14 protein-coding genes are annotated in these 15,073 nt (G+C 35.6%); 1 reads left to right on the top strand and 13 read right to left on the bottom strand.

Translation table 11 applies throughout. From position 1 onward, the window contains the following. Positions 1–70: 70 nt before the first annotated feature. The 13 genes from trmD to EKM64_RS03770 form a co-directional block, all read right to left on the bottom strand. Positions 71–799, bottom strand: coding sequence for a tRNA (guanosine(37)-N1)-methyltransferase TrmD (gene trmD / locus EKM64_RS03830; RefSeq protein ID WP_125675772.1), 729 nt, complete (start codon positions 797–799; stop codon positions 71–73). Further along, the gene (gene rimM / locus EKM64_RS03825) at positions 799–1,314 is read right to left on the bottom strand and encodes a ribosome maturation factor RimM (protein WP_125675770.1); all 516 of its coding nucleotides are present in this window, start codon (positions 1,312–1,314) and stop codon (positions 799–801) included. The genes trmD and rimM overlap by 1 nt, the downstream gene beginning before the upstream one ends. A 70-nt stretch (positions 1,315–1,384) precedes the next feature. Then, positions 1,385–1,657 carry a 30S ribosomal protein S16 gene (gene rpsP / locus EKM64_RS03820; protein ID WP_125675768.1) on the bottom strand — a complete coding sequence of 91 codons (273 nt, stop codon included), beginning with the start codon at positions 1,655–1,657 and terminating at the stop codon, positions 1,385–1,387. A gap of 88 nt (positions 1,658–1,745) precedes the next feature. Continuing rightward, on the bottom strand, positions 1,746–3,182 hold the full coding sequence (ffh, locus tag EKM64_RS03815; RefSeq protein WP_125675766.1) for a signal recognition particle protein: 1,437 nt from the start codon (positions 3,180–3,182) through the stop codon (positions 1,746–1,748). Between the two features lie 9 nt (positions 3,183–3,191). Beyond that, a complete protein-coding gene (gene ylxM / locus EKM64_RS03810) occupies positions 3,192–3,533 on the bottom strand; it encodes a YlxM family DNA-binding protein (protein ID WP_125675764.1) in 342 nt (113 codons plus the stop codon). A gap of 1 nt (position 3,534) precedes the next feature. Beyond that, entirely contained in the window at positions 3,535–4,866 is a 1,332-nt protein-coding gene (gene ftsY, locus EKM64_RS03805) for a signal recognition particle-docking protein FtsY (RefSeq protein ID WP_125675762.1), read from the bottom strand. 12 nt (positions 4,867–4,878) lie between these two features. Beyond that, a complete protein-coding gene (gene smc / locus EKM64_RS03800) occupies positions 4,879–8,424 on the bottom strand; it encodes a chromosome segregation protein SMC (RefSeq protein WP_125675760.1) in 3,546 nt (1,181 codons plus the stop codon). Between the two features lie 13 nt (positions 8,425–8,437). Beyond that, a complete protein-coding gene (rnc, locus tag EKM64_RS03795) occupies positions 8,438–9,127 on the bottom strand; it encodes a ribonuclease III (protein ID WP_125675758.1) in 690 nt (229 codons plus the stop codon). 85 nt (positions 9,128–9,212) lie between these two features. Next, positions 9,213–9,455 carry an acyl carrier protein gene (gene acpP / locus EKM64_RS03790; RefSeq protein WP_125675756.1) on the bottom strand — a complete coding sequence of 81 codons (243 nt, stop codon included), beginning with the start codon at positions 9,453–9,455 and terminating at the stop codon, positions 9,213–9,215. A 38-nt stretch (positions 9,456–9,493) separates the two neighbouring features. Beyond that, positions 9,494–10,498, bottom strand: coding sequence for a phosphate acyltransferase PlsX (gene plsX / locus EKM64_RS03785; RefSeq protein WP_164505291.1), 1,005 nt, complete (start codon positions 10,496–10,498; stop codon positions 9,494–9,496). A 12-nt stretch (positions 10,499–10,510) separates the two neighbouring features. Continuing rightward, on the bottom strand, positions 10,511–12,547 hold the full coding sequence (recG, locus tag EKM64_RS03780) for an ATP-dependent DNA helicase RecG (RefSeq protein WP_125675752.1): 2,037 nt from the start codon (positions 12,545–12,547) through the stop codon (positions 10,511–10,513). A 54-nt stretch (positions 12,548–12,601) separates the two neighbouring features. Next, on the bottom strand, positions 12,602–14,278 hold the full coding sequence (locus EKM64_RS03775) for a DAK2 domain-containing protein (protein ID WP_125675750.1): 1,677 nt from the start codon (positions 14,276–14,278) through the stop codon (positions 12,602–12,604). A gap of 27 nt (positions 14,279–14,305) precedes the next feature. After that, the gene (locus EKM64_RS03770) at positions 14,306–14,674 is read right to left on the bottom strand and encodes an Asp23/Gls24 family envelope stress response protein (RefSeq protein WP_125675748.1); all 369 of its coding nucleotides are present in this window, start codon (positions 14,672–14,674) and stop codon (positions 14,306–14,308) included. Between the two features lie 184 nt (positions 14,675–14,858). Here EKM64_RS03770 and rpmB point away from each other — a divergent pair, with 184 nt between their 5' ends. Next, positions 14,859–15,044: a 50S ribosomal protein L28 gene (rpmB, locus tag EKM64_RS03765; RefSeq protein ID WP_010019437.1), complete on the top strand. Its 186-nt coding sequence runs from the start codon at positions 14,859–14,861 to the stop codon at positions 15,042–15,044. Positions 15,045–15,073 lie beyond the last annotated feature (29 nt).

Genomic DNA, 15,073 nt, shown 5'->3' with positions numbered 1-15,073 from the left:
CACAGCGGAATATCGTTAATATGTGTTCAAACACTCTTACAATATTACATTATTGAATCTTATTTGTAAACTAGTTTTCGGAACGAATTTCACGAAGTAATTTCTTCTCTTCGTCATTCAATTCCACTGTATTCAATAGGTCCGGACGACGCTCTAAGGTTTTTCTCAAAGACTCTTTCAAACGCCAGAGGCGAATTTTTTCATGATCACCACTGATTAAAACTTCCGGTACCTTCTTACCACGAAAATCAGCTGGTCTTGAATACTGTGGATACTCTAGCAACCCATTGGAAAAAGATTCATCTTCAGCGGAGACCGCATTCCCTAAAACTCCAGGTACAAATCTCAAAGTAGCATCAATCATATTCATAGTTGGCAATTCGCCACCGGTTAAAATGTAATCGCCAATTGATACCTCATCAGTGACCAAATCCTTGATTCTTTCGTCAAAGCCTTCATAGTGCCCACAAATAAATACTAATTGATCCTCTTTTGCAAAATCTCTGGCAATTTTAGTGTTAAAGGTTTTACCAGCTGGATCTAACAAAACAACTCGTTTCTTGCCGGGCCTCTTTTGTTCAACATAATCCATGGCGTCATAGATAGGCTGTGCCTGCAAAAGCATCCCCGCACCACCACCATAAGGCGAATCGTCAACGTGGTTTTGTTTGTTAGTAGTAAAATCTCTGAAATCTACTACATCAAGATTAACCAGCCCTTTTTCTTGAGCCTTACCAATTAAGGACTCATTTAGGGCCTGAAACATCTTTGGAAAAATACTTAATACTGTTATGTCCATTAGTCTATCAATCCATCCGGGATCTCGACATTAATAACTTCGTTTTCGAGATCTACTTTTTTAACTACACCATCGATATATGGAATCAATACCTCATCGTATTTAGGACTCTTTACAACCCAAACGTCATTTGGACCTAATTCCATAATTTCTTTTATTGTTCCTATTTCACCAAGTTGTTCATCAATAACCTTCAACCCAATAATTTGACTGTAAAAAAATTCTCCGTCTTTAAGTTTGGGTTTTACTTCATTGTTAGAAAATAATTCTGATTTAACATATTGTTCAACGTCATTTATATTATCGTATCCCTTAAACTTGATCAAAATGAAATTCTTATGTTTACGAGATGATTCGACAATAAATTCTTTTGAATCATTGGATTTCTTTAAGAAAAGTTTGGCACCTTTTTTGAAGCGCTCTTCAGGAAAGTCAGTAATTGGAATAATACGCAGTTCACCTTTGATCCCATGAGTATTAACAATTGTTCCGACTCGATATAAATTATCAGCCATTTATTCCTCCACATAAATAAATAGGACCACGACAAAACAAAGTTTTATCTGATCCCATTTTACTTATTCATTATTTTGAATATTTGCTTTCATGATACTTTTGCATAATACCATGTGTCTTAAGCAATGTACGAACTGTATCTGAAGGTTGTGCACCTTTTTGTAACCAGTCCATAATTTTGTCATCGTCCAACTTGATTTCTTCTGGTTGAGCGATTGGGTTGTAGTAACCAACTTGTTCGATGAATCGGCCATCACGTGGTGCGCGTGAATCAGCAACAACGATTCTGTAGAAAGGTCTTAACTTACTACCCATACGTTTCATTCTAATCTTAACTGACATATTTTGTTTCCTCCTAAATACTTAACTTTGTTAGTATACACAAAAAAAATAATGGTGTAAAGTTTTTTTCTTTACACCACTGTTTTTTTTATGATTTAAAACGTTTAATTTTCTTTAAGCGTTTCTTCTTACGTTTCTTTTGTTTTTTAACCATTGAGTGCATAGCCATCTTACCCAGTTTACCGGACATTCCGCCACCCATCATTTGTTCCATGCCGGACATGTTACCTTTACTCATCTGTTTCATCATGTCACGGGATTGCTTAAATTGTTTGATCATGCGGTTTACTTCTTGAACACTACGTCCAGAACCACTAGCAATACGACGACGTCTTGAGGGATTTAATAAGTCAGGGTTCTCACGTTCTTTAGGTGTCATTGAATAAACAACAGCTTTTAAATGATCAATATCCTTTTCACCAATATTGACATTAGCCATAGCAGGATTATTAGACATTCCTGGAATCATCTTCATCAGTTCATCCATTGGACCCATCTTTTGAATCTGATCCATTTGATCAATAAAGTCGTTAAAGTCAAAACTATTTTCACGAATCTTTTCGGCCATATCTTTGGCTTGTTCTTCATCGTAATCAGTTTGAGCTTTTTCGATCAAGGTAAGCATGTCACCCATACCAAGAATACGGTTAGCCATACGATCAGGATGGAATACATCTAGTTGATCTAATTTTTCACCTTGTCCAATAAATTTGATTGGTTTACCAGTAACGGCACGAATTGAAAGTGCAGCACCACCACGAGTATCACCATCCAGCTTAGTTAAAACAACACCGGTAATATCTAATTGTTCATCAAAACCGTGCGCAACTTTAGCAGCTACTTGACCAGTCATTGAATCGGCAACGAAGAGGATCTCATTTGGATGTGCCAAATCTTTAATTCTAGTCAATTCGTCCATTAATTTATCATCAATTTCCAAACGACCGGCGGTATCGATAATTACATAATCATTTTTATTTTCAGCAGCCTTGGCCAATCCATTTTTAACAATATCAACAGGATCTTTATCAGTACCTTCTTCATAAACAGGGGCTCCGACTTGTTCAGCAACTGTCTTTAACTGCTCAATTGCGGCTGGACGATAAACGTCACCAGCAATAAAAATTGGACGAGCTTTTTCATTATTGATCAAGTACTTAGCTAACTTACCAGCTGTGGTAGTTTTACCAGCACCCTGAAGACCAACCATCATAATAATTGTTGGTATATGTGGGGATTTGTTTAGAGGAACAGCCTCTTCACCCATCAATTTAGTTAATTCATCATCAACAATTTTGATAACCTGTTGTGATGGACTCAAGCTGTCCATTACTTCAGCGCCCAAAGCACGCTCTCTAACTTGTTTAACGAAATTCTTAACGACGTCAAAGTTAACATCGGCTTCAAGTAAAGCCATTCTAACTTCACGCATTACTTTACGAACATCGTCTTCAGAAAGTTTTCCCTTACCTCTCAACGTGGAAAAAACTTTTTGAAGTCGTTCACTTAATCCTTCAAAAGCCATCTCTTACTCCTACATCTCATTTATTTTTGAAATACGATTTACCAATTCACTTAGTTCTTTATCCTCTGGATATCTGTCTAAAACAACTCGGTCAAGTTTCTTTGAAATATCATCGATCTCTTGAGTTTTCTTGATCAGACCAAGCTCTTTCTCAAACGATTCTAACAGACTAACGGATCGATGCAAATTATCCAATACCGCTTGTCTAGAAACTTCTAACTGTTCCGAAATCTCACTAAGTGAAAAATCTTCAACATAATATAAATTCAAATACTGACTCTGTTTCTTTGTCAGTAAAGAATGATAAAAATTATACAACAAATTTACCTTGGTTGTTTCATCAATTTCCATACTATTCACCAGAACCGACAATTAATTCTTTAAATAATCCATAAATAAATTTCTCAGGATCAAAATCACGTAAATCATCCATCTGTTCACCAAGTCCGACTAATTTAACCGGAATGTGAAGTTCATTTCTAATCGCTAAGACGATACCACCTTGAGAACTGCCATCGATTTTGGTTAAAACAATTCCTGAAACATCAGTTGTCTCATTGAATTGTTTAGCCTGACTCAAAGCATTTTGTCCAGTTGATCCATCAAGGACTAACAGTACTTCTTGAGGTGCTTCTGGTAATTCTCGAGTGATGACACGTTTAATTTTCTCCAATTCACGCATTAATCCCTCTTTATTCTGCAAACGACCGGCAGTATCAACTAAAAGAATATCAAAATCTTCCTCAACAGCTCGATGAACGGCATCAAAGACAACTGAAGCGGGATCTGTTTGGGCTTTACTTGCTTGAACAGGTACACCAACACGTTTACCCCAAACTTGAAGTTGCTCAATAGCACCGGCTCTAAATGTATCACCAGCCGCTAGGAGAACCTTTTTACCCTCTTGTTGATAACGGTGGGCCAATTTACCAATTGTGGTTGTCTTACCGGCCCCATTAACACCTACAAATAAAAAGATAGTCGGTGTTTTATCATTACTGAATTTAAGGCTGTTATCTTCTTCTTTTCCTTCTTCATCGTACATATCAACTAATTTTTTAACGATAACATCGGACACATCAGAACGTTTTTTAACATTTTCTAATTTAACTTCTTCACGTAACTCATCTGAAAGGCGCATAGCAGTTTCATATCCAACATCTGATTCAATCAATAATTCCTCTAAATCATCAAAAAACTCCTCATCAACACTTCTAAAATTGGCCAAAAAACGATTAAAACGAGCGCTAAATGAATTACGACTCTTCTTTAATCCTTCGTCATATTCCTTAACATCATCTTTTGTTTCAGATTCTGATTCAGACTCTGGATTTTCTTCAACATCAGCAGTTTCAGAGTTTCCAGTTTCTTCTGATTCTGGTTCGACCGTTTCTTCTTCCGATTCAGAACTATCAGAAACATCCTTAACCTCACCTTTGTCCTCTGGCTTTATTTCTAAAGGTTCATCTTTTTGTTCTGGTTCAGAATCTGATTCATCTTTTGACTCAGCTTCTGTTGTACTGTCTTCCGATCCGACAGTTGTATCTTCTGACTCAGCTGTTTTATCAGCAGACTTCGTTTCAGGTTCTTCAGCATTCTGGGCAGTTTCATCAACTTTTTCAGTTTCTTTTGGTTCATCTTCTTTGCCAGTAAAGGCTTTTTTAATTCGATCAAAAAGTCCCATATATTAATCTCCTTATTTTTCTACTTCAACAGATAACATTTTGGAAACACCGGATTCTTCCATGGTGACGCCATAAAGACGGTTCACATTCATCATTGTACCCTTACGATGAGTAATTACGATAAATTCCGTATTATCGTCGTATTTATTCAAATAATTAGCAAAACGATAAACATTAGCATCATCAAGTGAAGCTTCAACCTCATCTAAAATACAAAATGGAACTGGATGTACTTTGATAATAGCAAATAGCAGTGTAATGGCTGTCAAAGCTTTCTCACCACCTGATAATAAACTCAATCTCTGGAATTTCTTCCCTGGTGGCTGTGCAATAATTTCAATGCCTGTTTCTAACAAGTTACTGGGATCAGTTAATACCAATTTGGCACGTCCACCTGCAAACATCTCTGGGAAGATTGTCTCAAAAGCTGCAGCTACGCTATCAAAAGTCCTCTTAAAACGTGTCATAACTTCATTATTCATCTCTGACATTGTATCTAGCAATTGTTTTCTAGCGGTTAAAAGATCATCTTGCTGTTGCGTCAAAAATTCATAACGGTCCTTAACTTTATCATATTCGGCAATTGCTGAAATATTTACTGGACCTAATTCATCAATTCCCATCTTCAGTAAGTTGGCATTCTTCTTCAATTCGTCGGGATCAGCATCTTGTTTCTTCAAATTGACCATAGCGGCTTCATATGTTAACTGATAATCCTTGGCCAATATATCTAAGCGGCTGTCAATCTTGTTTGTCAATTTAGTTACTTGAATGGCTAAATTCTCTTGTTGATCAGATGCTGATTTTTGTAGATCAAAATTTCTTTGAGCTAATTCATTTAATTCTTTAGCTTTGACTTCTTCTTGATCACGCTTATCTTGCAATGAACTTAGCATCTTCTTCAATTGAATGATATTAGTATTTAAACTTTCAATTTTAGACTTGATCTCAGAATTACTTAGATCCAAAGTGCTCTTTTCGTTATTCAACTGATCTAATCTAATCTTTAACTCTTTGATCTGTTCATCACTAGATTCCATTTCAGAAACCAACCGTTTGTGCTGATTATTTTCATTCTCAAAATTACTCTTAATAACAGCCAAATCAGTTTGATATTTTTGGATTTTTTCATTTGTAGATGACAGTTTAGAATCAAAATCATTCAGAGTTTTTTGTTTATCATCAATGTCAGATTGTAATTTGATTAAATCGGCTTTCAAAGCCTCAGCAATTTTTAATTGATTTTTTAAATTATCAGTTAATTCCCTTTTATCAGCTTTTGTCTTCGAATGATTATAAACGTAGGCTGATTGCTGACTTTCAAAATGTTTTAATTCGTTTTGTTGAGTGGATAAAACATTATTCAGTTCACTTTTCTTTTGATTAAAAGATTCTAAAGCCTTATCAACATTAGATTTTTCTTGACGCAAGCCAATTAGTTTCTCACGAAGATCCGAAACTGATTTTTGCTTTTGATCAAGGGCCATTTCCTTTTTCGACAATTGAGAAACTAATTCCTTCAAATCCTCTTTTCTACTTAAAAGGCTCGAATTTACTCGACGTTTTTGTCCACCGGTCAAAGAACCTCCGGCATTGACAACATTGCCATCCAGCGTAACAACACGATATTTACGATGAACAACTGCCGAAACTTTCGTTGCTGCATCAATATCAGTCGCAATCAATAGATTTCCCAAAATATTTTGGACAATATTATTAACACTTTGATCAAATTCAACCAAATTACTTGCGACATCGACAAATCCAACAACATTATGAGCAGCATTCAAATCTGCTGAATAAATATTTCTGGGCTGAATAATATTTTGAGGTAAGAAAGTCGCCCGACCGGCATTTTTTTGTCGTAAGAACATGATAGCTTGTTTAGCAGCGGGCTCATCTTTAGTTACGATCGATTGCAATTGATTACTGACAACTGTTTCAATTGCCAACTGATACTCTTTAGGAACCGTGATCAATTCAGCAACAGCCCCAACTATCCCATCAAGTGACTGCTGATTGTTCAAAACATTTTTCGTACCTTCGTAGAATCCAGCATGTTCTTGTTCCATATTTTCCAATACAGTTTTACGTGCCTTGATTTCTTGAAGACTCTCTAATTCTTTCAAATAAGCTTGATTCTCAGTTTGACCTTGTTCAGTCACCTGATCGATAGAAATGGAAATACTCTGGCCTCTTGCGATTAAGTCTTGATTATCAGCGACCAATTTAGTGATTTCTTGATTTGTTGTAGTAATAGACTGATTTAATTTTTCTATTTCAGATGTTACTGCGTTAGTATTTCTATCTTGTTCCTGCTCTAACTCAGAAACTCTTACTAATTGCCGTTGACTAAATTTTTGCTCATTATTATTAGAAACTTGTTCTTGCAAAGCATTAACATACCGATCTCGAATTTGATTGATCTCGTTTTGAAGATCCTCAGGAGTTTGTTCCTTTAAGTGTTCGATATCGTTTAATTCTTTTTGATATGATTTAATTTTCTGTTGATACTCATCCAAAGTCTCTTGACAAGCCGCCAATTGAATCTGGTTAGCTTTCTTATCATTTAAAAGCTTCTCCAAACGATCATTCAAAGAGTTTTGATTACTAGTATTGTATCCATTCCTCTCATCAGAAACGGCTATTTGACCATTCAATATCTCTAAGGATCGAGTTTTTTCTACTAAGTTATTTTGATGATTATCAATTTCTTTAGCAAACGCACTAATCTTTGTTCGATTATCATTAAGATCGGCAGTCGATTGTTTAACCTTTTTCTCAATTTCTTGCAGGCTTAGTTTAACCTCACGCAATTCATTATTGACTTTGCGTTTTTGAATGGACGTATCTTTTATTTCAATAGTCAAAAGTTGTTGATAAATAGCATCATATTGGCTCTTTTGAGTTTGATAGTCTCTTGCAATACTAGCCTGTTCTTTTAAGGGTTCAACTTGTTTAGACAATTCGGAAACAATATCGGAAACACGATGTAAGTTGTCGGTTGTTTCTGATAACTTATTTTCAGCCTGAATTTTTTTCTGCTTAAATAAAGCAATTCCAGCGGACTCTTCAATAATTGAACGTCTTTGAACTGGCTTGCTGTTAAATATTTCTTCAACTCTACCTTGTGAAATAATTGAAAAAGATTGTTTTCCCATACCTGAATCCATAAATAACTCAGTAATATCCTTTAGTCGACAATCTTTATTATTGATTGAGAATTCAGTATCACCATTACGATATAGTTTACGTTTGATCAAAATATTCTCTTGATCAGATTTCAATTCCTTATGTGAATTATCAAATTCCAAAATAACTTCAGCATGATTCATCTGTGAACGTGTATCACTACCAGCAAATATGATATCGGCCATTTTGTCCCCACGTAAACTTTTTGCCGACTGTTCGCCCATGACCCAACGAATTGCTTCAGTAATATTTGATTTTCCGCTTCCGTTTGGTCCAACGATTCCTGTAATTCCACTTATAAAATCAATCTTCGTTTTATCAGCAAAAGATTTGAATCCATTGATTGTTAATGATTTTAATGGCATAAAATACAAACTCCTATAATTCTTCTAACGCTTTCTTAGCGGCCATTTGTTCTGCATGTTTCTTGCTGTAACCAAAGCCCTTTGATAAGAATTTCCCGTTTACTAGTAACTCTACTTCAAACTTTTTGTCATGATCAGGTCCTTCTTCATCTATGACCTCATAATCAATTTCTACTTCACCAGATTGTTGAAGTTTCTCTTGAATATGTGTCTTGAAGTCAGTATCTTCTGAAAATTCTCCTGAATCAATATGAGGGTAAACAACTCGTTTTAAGAATTCATCCACTTTTTCATTTCCTTGGTCTAAATAAAGTGCTCCGTTGAAGGCCTCAAAAATATCCTCCAATAGAGTATGTCTTTGTCTAGCACCTTGTTTCTCTTCGCCTTTACCTATTAGTAAATATTTATCTATTTGAATTTGTTTGGCAAATCTAGCAAAACTATCAGTTCTAACAATATCTGATCTCAAACGTGTTAGTTTTCCTTCTGGTAGTTCTGGAAATTTTTCAAAGAGATATTTAGAAATATTTATTTCCAAAACAGCATCCCCCAAAAATTCTAAGCGCTCGTAATCACCAATACCTAATTCTTTGTGTTCATTGTCAAAGGAAGAATGTGTCATTGCACGTTCGACCAATTTTCTATTATTGAAAGTTATTCCATAGTTTTCACTTAGATAACTCAAAAATTTCGGATCTAACATGATATGCCCCTTTCCGATAATATTAATTATACTAAATTTTTACCCTTAAATAATTATTCAGGCAAAAAAATAAGACCTATCGGCCTTAATTTTGATGTTCTTTAATATAACTAACAGCTTGTCCCACTGTTGTGATTTTTTCTGCATCTTCATCAGGGATCTCTTGATCAAATTCCTCTTCAAGTTCCAAAACAAATTCAACTAAATCAATTGAATCTGCATCAAGATCATCTGCAAATGATGTTTCATTCTTAATGGTTTCAGCGTCAACCTCAAATTTGTCGGCGATCATAGTTCTGATTTTTTCAAAAATTTCTTGTTCTGACATTTAAATAACTCTCCTGTTTTTTCCCAAGTTTGTTTAAATTACTTCTTTTCTTCCATTTTTTCAAAATACTTGTTGGCTTTATTTATTGTATCGTTAAGCAACATACCATAAATTTGTTTTACTGTATAGAAAACGGTCTTTGCGTCAGCAGCGCCATGTGCCTTAACAACTGGTGATTTCAATCCTAAAAGAACTGCACCGCCAGCTTGAGAAGTATCAAACATGTCTTTCAAAGATTTCAATGATGGTGCAACGATAGCAGCCCCCATTTTAGTAAAGAAACCGTTATTTAGCAAGGCATTCTTCAATTGACTCAATAAAATAGTTGCTGTTCCTTCAGTTGCTTTTAGAGCAGCATTTCCGGTAAATCCATCAGTAACAATAACATCTGCCACCCCTGCCAAGATATTGTTAGATTCAACGTTACCTACAAAGTTAATACCTTCAGTATTTTCAAGTAATTCATAGGCTTCTTTGTGAAGAGTATCACCTTTATCTTCTTCAGTACCATTATTCAACAAAGCTACTCTTGGTTCTTCAATCTGTTTAATATCATGGGCATAAATTGAACCCATAATTGCCCATTGCTGTAAATAAGCAGCTTTGGCCTCAGCATTTGCGCCAACATCTAAAACATTTACACCTAATGGAGAATTCGTAACAGGTAAAGTCGGCATTAAAGCTGGACGTGCGACCTGCTTGATACGACCAACAATAAATATTCCAGCAGCCAATAAGGCACCAGTATTACCTAGTGACAGCATAGCGTCGGCCTCTTTATTCTTAACAGATTTAGCAGCTAATACCATTGATGAATTCTTCTTAGAACGAATTGCTTTAACTGGTTCATCAGTTCCTAAGATTTCCTCATCAGTATTAACGATTGATATTCGCTTATCATTTTTCAAATATTCTCTGATTTTAGTTTCATCACCATAAAGAACGAATTCTAAATCTTCCCATTCGTCACGTGACTGTTCAATACCCTCAACTATGACCTGCGGTGCATTATCTCCACCCATAGCATCTACAGCAATTTTCATTATATTTCCTCACTAATCAAAATTATTTAACTGTTCAAATTCATCATTCAAGAAAGATTTTAACACTTTATTTTCAGATTTTGCCATAGCATCGTCCTTAAATATTGCTTCAGCCTCAATTTGAGCTGTTTCCAATATGTTGATATCAGCGATTGGATCGCCAACTTTAAAGTCTGGTAGACCTGATTGACGACTACCCAAAACATCTCCAGCTCCACGCATTTTTAGGTCTTCTTCAGCTAAAACGAATCCGTCATTAGTTGACGTTAAAATCTTCATTCTTTCTAAAGCCGTCTCATTTTTAGGGTCAGCAATCAAAATACAATACGACTGCTTTTCGCCACGACCAACACGACCTCGCAATTGATGCAACTGTGACAAACCAAATCGATTAGCGTCATAGATCACCATAACTGATGCATTAGGGACATCGACACCGACTTCGATAACGGTTGTTGAAACCAATACATCTATCTTCTGATGACTAAATTGACTCATCACATCTTCTTTTTGATCATTTGGCATCTGACCATGAAGTAGACCAATCCTATATTTCGGTGCAAATAACTCACTAAATTTATCATAAATCAATTCTGCATTTTTTAAATCTATCTTCTCGGACTCCGATATAAGTGGTGTAACAACATAGACTTGCGCACTATCAGCCAATTCTTTAGTTACAAACCGATACATTTGTTCTATTTTTTGACTTCTGATCCAATATGTCTCAATTTTTTTACGTCCAGCTGGCAACTCGTCAATTCTCGAAACATCCATATCTCCATACGCTGTTATCGCCAATGTCCTCGGAATAGGTGTAGCTGTCATAGCTAATACATCAGGATTATTACCCTTTTCACGTAAACTTTTACGTTGATTAACACCAAAACGATGCTGCTCATCAATTACGATCAAACCGAGATCTTTAAACTCAACACTATCCTGGATCAAAGCATGCGTACCAACAATAACATTAGTTTTACCAGTCTTAATATTGTCAGCTATCGCATCATGTTCTTTCTTGGTCTGTGAACCAGTTAAAATACTGATTCTTATTTTCAAAGGTGCTAATAATTTGCCGATTTTATTAAAATGCTGTTGGGCTAAGATTTCTGTTGGTGCCATAATGGCTGCTTGATATCCTGACGTCACCGAAGCAAGCATTGCAATTACTGCTACTATCGTCTTACCAGATCCAACATCGCCTTGAAGCAGTCGATTCATATGATAGCTGGACTCCATATCATCTAGAATTTCTTGTGTAACTCTTGCTTGAGCCGTTGTTAAATCAAATGGCAAGCTATCAATGAAGTCATCAATATACTTTTTATCATAATTCTCCAGTAAACCAACCTGATTAATTTGATCCTTTGATTTCATATTTTGAATTCCACATTCAAATAAGAAAAATTCTCTAAATTTAGCAGTTCTTCTGGCTAATTCATTTTGTTCGTCATTTTTAGGGAAATGCATCCCCTGAACCATTTCTTTATCATTCATCAAATGATATTTCTCTAAAATATGTTCAGGAATGATTGTTTCAATTTGATCAGAATATTCTTCATAGGCTGATTTTATCAAACTTATCAAAGTTTTTTGATGAATATTTTTATTTACGGAATAAACTGAATCAATTGAACCTTCAGCATGTTCATCACCAATTACCTTCATACCTGTTATGGCGCGGCGATTTTGATTCCATTTACCATATACTGCAACTTCATCACCAGTTACAAACTTATCTTTTAACCACGGTTGATTGAAAAAGGTTACCATGACCGATTCATTTTCAACAATAATTCTGACGTTCAAACGATTTTTTTTATATCCAAATCTTGCCACAACTGGATCACTGGCAACTATTCCCTTTAAAAGGATCTTCTCTTGATCGATTGCATCATCCAGTGATTTTACTTCAATATCCTCATACCGGAAGGGAAAATAAAATAATAAATCATAAATATTCTCAATACCTAAGGATCTGATAGCCTCAAATCGCTTAGCTCCCACTCCTGATAAAGCTGATACTGGAACTGTTCTTAAATCCATTTTCCCTCCTAAATAAAACAAGTTTGGAACACAAGGTCCCAAACTTATTGTTTGTTATTCTACAGCAATCAAATAAGGATAAACTGGTTGATCACCTTGGTGAATTTCAGTTTCTAAGTCTGCATACTTTTCATCTAAATAATCTGAAACCTTTTGAGCATCGGCTTCATTACCATCTTGGCCAACCAAAATAGTAATAACTTCACTATCCTCATCGATCATCTTATCAAGTGTTTCTTCAGTAACAGAAATAATATCTTCCGAATCAACTAGGATCTTTCCATCGACAATTCCCATATAGTGACCCTTTGTGATCTTTAATCCATCAATTTCTGTGTTACGAACGGCCTCAGTAATTTGACCACTCTTAACAGTATCTAATGAATCTTCCATATTATCTTTATTTTCATCTAATTCAGCCTCGGGGTTAAATGACAACATTGCTGTCATACCTTGTGAGATTGTCTTAGAAGCAACAATAACAACGGGAATATTAACTAATTCCGCAGCCTGTTTAGCTGCCATAATAATATTACCGTTATTTGGTAAAACAATTGCTCGTTTGGCATTGGAAGCATTGATCGCATCTACAATATCATTTGTAGATGGATTCATTGTCTGTCCACCACTGATAACGTGTGTGACACCTAAACTTTCAAACAGCGTTGAAAGACCGTCACCTGAAGATACCGCAATAACCGCATAGTCGATTGGTTGACTACTTACTGGGGTAGCAATTTCATCTTCATCAACAATGGTTTCGTGTTGAATACGCATATTATCGATTTTGATCTTTGTTAATGCACCAAATTTTCTACCAGCTTCCCAAACTTTGTATGGATAGTTAGTATGAACGTGAACTTTAACAACCTCATCATCAGAAACCACTAATAATGAATCACCAATTCCACTTAAATATTGACGGAACTCTTCATAATCAAACTTTTCATCAGTTGTTGGATTTTCACCCAGTTCAACCATCATCTCCGTACAATATCCGTTTTCGATCGAATCAGTATTGAATTGACTTTGAACAGATTCTTGATGATGGGTTGCATTGATCATTTCATCCATTTCAGCTTCGTCTGGCGTATAAGCCTCACTATCTGAAACTTCGCCTGAAAGACCTTCTAAAAATCCTTCATAAATAAACACTAGACCTTGACCACCGGAATCGACAACTCCGACTTCCTTTAGTACTGGCAATAGTGAAGGTGTCTTTTCTAAACCAGTTTTGGAACCTTTAACAACCGCCGTCATAACTTGAACTATGTCAGTTGTCTCTTTAGCCTTCTTAATACCCGCTTCAGCACCATATCTAGCAACAGTTAGTATAGTTCCTTCAACTGGCTTCATAACGGCCTTATAAGCTGTTTTTACGCCATCTTCAAAAGCTGATGCTAAATCATCGGCATTCAAAGATTCTTTTTTCTCAATACTCTTCGAAAAGCCTCTGAATAATTGGGATGTGATAACACCTGAGTTACCTCTAGCTCCCATCAATAGTCCCTTAGCCAAAGCTTTACCCAAAATACCAATATTAGTACTTTCTGATTCATTGACGGCTTTAAAACCACTTTGAATCGTAAGACTCATATTTGTACCAGTATCTCCATCTGGGACAGGAAAAACATTTAGTGAATTAACAAATTTAGCATTTTTTTCTAGACGATGTGAGGCAACTCGCACCATATCAGAAAATTCATTTTTGGTAATAAGTTCTTTGCTCAAAAAAATTCCCTCCAACCAGCTTAATACCTATTTAATGTCATCCAATACTTTGATTCCTTGGACATAAACATTCACAGTGCCGGCCGGTGTTCCGAGCATTGTTTCTAGGTTATATTTAACTTTCGCTTTTAAATTTTTAGCAACTTCGGATATTTTAATTCCATATCCTACTATGATATATACATCGACAGCAAGTTTTCCGTCTTTTTGGTCAATAACAACACCACGAGAAAAATCCTCACGGTTTAAAATCGTATTAACTCCATCGCGCAATTGGTTCTTGCTTGCCATACCTACGATACCGTATATATCTGAAGCAGCACCGCCAACAATTGTTGAAACACTGTTAGTGGACACGACGATTTCGCCATGCTTTGTTTTAATTGTAACTGCCATTCTGGATCCTCCTATCTTTGGACCTTATCTATCCTATCATAACCATAAAAATTTTATCATAGCAAGATTTTGAATTAAAGATTTATGGTCAATATTATTACTCTATTGCTTTAGTTGCAATGTTATGGTAAATTAGTCAGGTGATATTTTAAAAGAAAACATGTAGCCAAAGGAGGTCGGTCCCATGGCAAAAGATATTATTACAGGCCGTAAGACAGTGTTTGGTAACAAACGTTCTCACGCTCTTAATCAATCAAAACGTTCTTGGAAGCCAAACTTGCAAAAAGTTCGTATCATGGTTGATGGTAAACCTAAACGTGTTTGGGTTTCAGCTAGAGCTTTGAAATCGGGAAAAGTTACCCGCGTATAATTTTAAAATAACTAAAAAAAGGACTAACG

Source organism: Companilactobacillus keshanensis (assembly GCF_003946205.1).
GTDB classification, from domain to species: domain Bacteria; phylum Bacillota; class Bacilli; order Lactobacillales; family Lactobacillaceae; genus Companilactobacillus; species Companilactobacillus keshanensis.
This window is presented reverse-complemented; position numbering and strand designations above follow the sequence as displayed.

Excerpts from the sequence above, each read along its gene's own strand:
- ffh (WP_125675766.1), bottom strand. The coding sequence starts at position 3,182 with ATGGCTTTTGAAGGATTAAGTGAACGACTTCAAAAAGTTTTTTCCACG.
- rpsP (WP_125675768.1), bottom strand. The coding sequence starts at position 1,657 with ATGTCAGTTAAGATTAGAATGAAACGTATGGGTAGTAAGTTAAGACCT.
- rimM (WP_125675770.1), bottom strand. The coding sequence starts at position 1,314 with ATGGCTGATAATTTATATCGAGTCGGAACAATTGTTAATACTCATGGG.
- acpP (WP_125675756.1), bottom strand. The coding sequence starts at position 9,455 with ATGTCAGAACAAGAAATTTTTGAAAAAATCAGAACTATGATCGCCGAC.
- recG (WP_125675752.1), bottom strand. The coding sequence starts at position 12,547 with ATGGATTTAAGAACAGTTCCAGTATCAGCTTTATCAGGAGTGGGAGCT.
- rpmB (WP_010019437.1), top strand. The coding sequence starts at position 14,859 with ATGGCAAAAGATATTATTACAGGCCGTAAGACAGTGTTTGGTAACAAA.
- trmD (WP_125675772.1), bottom strand. The coding sequence starts at position 799 with ATGGACATAACAGTATTAAGTATTTTTCCAAAGATGTTTCAGGCCCTA.
- rnc (WP_125675758.1), bottom strand. The coding sequence starts at position 9,127 with ATGTTAGATCCGAAATTTTTGAGTTATCTAAGTGAAAACTATGGAATA.
- ylxM (WP_125675764.1), bottom strand. The coding sequence starts at position 3,533 with ATGGAAATTGATGAAACAACCAAGGTAAATTTGTTGTATAATTTTTAT.
- smc (WP_125675760.1), bottom strand. The coding sequence starts at position 8,424 with ATGCCATTAAAATCATTAACAATCAATGGATTCAAATCTTTTGCTGAT.
- EKM64_RS03770 (WP_125675748.1), bottom strand. The coding sequence starts at position 14,674 with ATGGCAGTTACAATTAAAACAAAGCATGGCGAAATCGTCGTGTCCACT.
- plsX (WP_164505291.1), bottom strand. The coding sequence starts at position 10,498 with ATGAAAATTGCTGTAGATGCTATGGGTGGAGATAATGCACCGCAGGTC.
- ftsY (WP_125675762.1), bottom strand. The coding sequence starts at position 4,866 with ATGGGACTTTTTGATCGAATTAAAAAAGCCTTTACTGGCAAAGAAGAT.